This window comes from Occallatibacter sp. (assembly GCF_049802275.1).
GTDB lineage: Bacteria > Acidobacteriota > Terriglobia > Terriglobales > Acidobacteriaceae > Telmatobacter.
This window is the reverse complement of record NZ_JBARMD010000657.1, coordinates 1-4,329: the sequence shown is the minus strand read 5'-3', so window position 1 is coordinate 4,329 and position 4,329 is coordinate 1. Positions and strand designations below refer to the sequence as shown.

General features: G+C 60.0%; 3 protein-coding genes. All 3 read left to right on the top strand.

The genetic code is table 11. The features are described 5' to 3' along the window. The coding region (locus tag WA354_RS22030; RefSeq protein WP_472815172.1) for an alpha/beta hydrolase family protein at positions 1–519 on the top strand (519 nt) is incomplete at its 5' end. Positions 520–837: 318 nt separating this feature from the next. Further along, positions 838–3,285, top strand: a complete 2,448-nt coding sequence (locus tag WA354_RS22025; RefSeq protein WP_472815171.1) for a YncE family protein — start codon at positions 838–840, stop codon at positions 3,283–3,285. Between the two features lie 125 nt (positions 3,286–3,410). Beyond that, the gene (gene ribH, locus WA354_RS22020; protein ID WP_472815170.1) at positions 3,411–4,277 is read left to right on the top strand and encodes a 6,7-dimethyl-8-ribityllumazine synthase; all 867 of its coding nucleotides are present in this window, start codon (positions 3,411–3,413) and stop codon (positions 4,275–4,277) included. Positions 4,278–4,329: the final 52 nt, after the last annotated feature.

Below are 4,329 nucleotides of genomic sequence, written 5' to 3'. Positions count from 1 at the left end.
GCTGGCGTTGACACCGTTTTAGCCAAATATCCGGTTGACCCCCAGCGCGTGGGAATTACGGGTTGGAGCTATGGCGGATTCATGACCATGTTCGCCGTCACCCAGACCAACCGCTTCAAGGCGGCTGTTGCCGGTGCTGGTCTCTCCAACTGGCAGAGCTATTACGGTGAAAACTCCATCGACCAATGGATGATTCCGTACTTCGGCGCGTCGGTCTACGATGACCCGGCCGTCTACGCCAAGAGCTCCGCAATCAATTTCATCAAGCAGGCGCATACGCCCACGCTCGTCGTGGTCGGCGACCGGGATGGCGAGTGTCCGGCCCCGCAGTCGTACGAGTTCTGGCACGCATTGCGCGATGAACACGTGCCGACGCAGCTCGTTGTGTATCCCAATGAAGGCCACGGATTCGTGAACCCCGAACACCGCCGCGATGTGATGGACCGGGCCGTGGAGTGGTTTGCCAAATACATGCCCGCGAACGCGGCGGCCGGGCAAAGCAGTGCGGGTACTCATTGACGACTTATTGAGCAGTCATTGACCGCTTTTGCTCGCCATCCCGACGCGGGTGAGTCTATGACTACAAAGCAATCAGACGGGGGCGGGACCGTGTCTCATGGCCATTCCGTCCTGATACACTTTTCTTTGGAGCAAATCGAGCGTGTTCTGTCGACCGGCTGCATGGAGTGGACGATTGCCGAAGGCCGGTAGCCCGCGCAAATTGAGCCGTGTCCAGGCCAGCGCCGGGCACATGGCAGGCTCGCTTTTAACCCATATTTCTTAACGTTATTCGGAGAGACCGTTCCGCGGTTCGATCGGGCGGGGCGGGGAGGATTCATGCGGCGGTATCTGACGCTTGTCTTCATGGTGTTTCTGGCAATTCCAGCGGGGATATCCTTCTCCGGCTGTACTCGTAACCCGGCAGGCAATTATTGCAACGGTCTCGGCTACGGAATCAAAAATACGGATGTGTACGCGATCGACCTGGAGCCGAAGACCACCGGCGTTTCCATGGCGTTCGGACAGACCCGGCAGATCAATGCGCCCACTGCGACGACCTGTAAGGGTACGACCGCCAGCGTGTCGACCTACACCTACGCCACCACCAACAACCAGCTGCTAGACATCTCGCCTACGGGCAACATGTGCGCCGGCACCTGGAACCGCAACTCCGGCGGCGGCATTCCGGACTACACCATCTGCGACCTTCCCAGTCCGCTCCCCAACTCCGGCGGATTGCCGTACGGAACCCTCTTCATCTCAGCGTCAGCCAACTCGGTGACCTCGAACCCGGTGCAAGTGTACGTGCACGCTCAAGTGAGTTCGGTTACGCTGGCCACCGCCGGGACGAGTGCGGGCGCGCAGCAATGCTACTCCCAGGGAGCGAGCGCCACGCTTGATTCCGAGGCATGCTTCGCTTCCGGCGGCACGCAGTATGAGTTCTGCGCTCCCTCCACGGTCACGCAATTTTCCTGCCCCGGCGGATTGCCTCCGGGCGTCGCTTCGGTTCCGAGCTGCTCGAACTCAATCGGCGCTCTGACCTACGCGGTTTCGACCTCATCCGTGGCGACGCTCAACGCCGCCACCACCGTGATCACCGCGGCGCAACCGGGAACAACCGCGATCACCGCCTCGGTCGCCGGCTCCGGCTCTTCAGCCGGATTCTTCTCTACCTGCCCGCCGAAATCGATCGCGGTCACGCTCAATGGCAACACCAATGTCACTGTGACCCAGGGCGTTACGCAGAACCTGACGACAACCGTGCTCGACACCAACAATCAACCCATCACCGGCCTCACGCTGGATTACCAGTCCACCAACCCGCTGGATATCACGGTTGGCGCCAATGGGGCGGTCGTGCCGGCCTTTCCGGGCGCGGCTTCCGTGTATGCCATCTGCCAGCCTTCCACGTGCAATCCATCCCCCATCAATCAGGTGGGGTCATTTGGTACCGGATTATCGATTTCGAGCAACGCCATCAACATCAATACCCCCGGCAGCGCCAGTTCCTACGTCTGGTTTTCGGCGCCCGGACAATCGCAGTACTTCGTCGCCTACAATCTGCTCACAAATGCGCTGGGATCGACGGTGCGTCTGCCCTATGTTCCCAATTCGATGGTGATGGATCAGCTCGGCACCACGCTCTACTTCGGTTCGTCCCACGCCCTGATGATGTTCAGTACCGTGAACAACGCTCTCGCGGGAACACCGAATACTGCGGTTCCAGGCACTGTGCTGGCGGTTTCTCCAAACAACAAGCAGGTTCTGATCAATGACCAGATCCGGCGTGTGTTTTACATTCTCAACGCGACCGGCTCGGTTGCCGCGAACTTTACCGGGGTTGGTAATTCCGCCGTCTGGACGCCTGACTCTAAGACCTTGTATGTCAGCGACAGCGCATCGCTCGGCGCCAATCACTCCGACACGTTGTACGTCTACAGCGCCAACACCGGGTGGACCACCTACGATTTGTCTTCGTCCGGTGGCGCAACCAACGTGGCTCTCACCATCCCCAGCGTAGGCGCCTATCTCAGCGGTAGCCCGACGGTCGCTCATACCTGGTGCCCGTCAGGCACGTCGAGCAACTATGGCAGCCTCGTGTTTTATCCGCAGGGTGACTCGGTGCCGGTACCGACGGACACACTGGCCGCAACGACCGACGGTCAGCACATGCTCGGCGCAGCCATCGCCGGGGGAGCAGTCGAACTGTCGGATATCAGCGTGTCCATCCCGTTCGTTTCAAGCACAGGCACCGCCACGGGTGGGTCCCTGGTGCCGGTGAATTTACCGGTAGCCTGTCCGCAATCCGGGCAGACTTTGGAGCCGCTGACCATTCAGCATCCTTATCCGACGACTCAGCAAGCGGTAAGCGGAATCAATGCATCAGCGGTCAACCAGCTCGTCGCATCGCCGTCGTCGAATCTCACGTTTCTCACCTACACCGGTTCGACACCGGCGGCAAAGCTGCCCTATTACCTGCCCGGCTCCAATGGGGCTGCCGGCGTGCTGAATTATGTCTCGCTGAGCGGTGGCGACGCAGTCACGGCCCCGGTTGCGGGCGCCTTCAGTCTCGACAATAAGCTGTTCTTTGTGTCCACGTCGGGCGATGACCTCATTCACTTCATCGACACATCGACATTCCAGGACACCAAGCAGATCAATCCCGCGCTGCCCGCCTGTACTGCCGGAACAGATCCAGACTGCATCTTCAACACCGTCACTACACCTGCATCCGGTATCGTCCCGACAACCGCAATCGCCGTGAAGCCCCGCGCAAGCTCTTAATTTGAGGATGTAGCAAACAGGAAAGGCCGGCCTCGCGCCGGCCTTTTTCTTGCTCGCACTTCCTGTACTCTGCAGCCGACGCTCGTGATGAAAAACGCTCCACTGCAACACGATAGAATCAAAGCATGATCAAGGGAATCTCGATCCTCCGCCCCGCTGGCAGCGCCGACGTCTTCGAGCGTTTAACCAGCTTTTTCGAGGCGATTGGATTCGCGACAGGCCCCGGATGGAATGAGGCGGATAGTATCGGCGCATCCTTCCTGGCTCCGTTGGGGAACCTTGAATTCGTAAATGGTAAGTTTCCCTCGGTCGCCGATCTCATGGTCGAGGTGACCTCGCTCGACGCTGCACATCAGGCTGCGGACCGGTGGCTCGGTTCCACCCCCGGCGAGGCGAGTGCGCGTTTATCTCAGATCACCGAAACCCACTGGAAGTCGAGCATCTTTACCGTCGAGCCCGAGCCGGGCTTCGCATTCACGTTCTGGGCATGGAACGACCCCGCAAGGGGAAAGCCGATCGCGGTAGAAGGCGATCTTGCCGCGGAAGGCATGCGATTTGCCATCGTGGTGGCGCGCTGGAATGCGGTCATCACGGATCGCTTGCTCGAAGGCGCTTTCGATGCGTTGTTGCGCAGCGGCGCAAAACGCCCTGATATTAGCGTGATCCGCGTACCCGGCGCATGGGAAGTGCCGGCCGCTTCCCGCGCCATCGCCAATCAGCACAAGGTCGACGCCATCATCACCCTTGGTTGCCTGCTCCGCGGCGAGACAGCGCATTATGAAGCCATCTACAACGAAGTCGCACGCGGCATAGGCCAGTCGCAGCAGGAGACAGGAGTGCCGCACAGCTTTGGCGTTCTCACCTGCGAAACCCTGGAACAGGCGCTGAATCGCGCCGGCATCAAGGCAGGGAACAAGGGCTTTGAAGCCGCTATTGCGGCCATTGAGATGGTGAGCCTGCAGCGCAAGCTCGCAGAAGGCGGGAAAGCTTGACCGCCGGCACTCGACGCAAATCCCGCGAACTCGCAATGCAGATGCTCTTTCA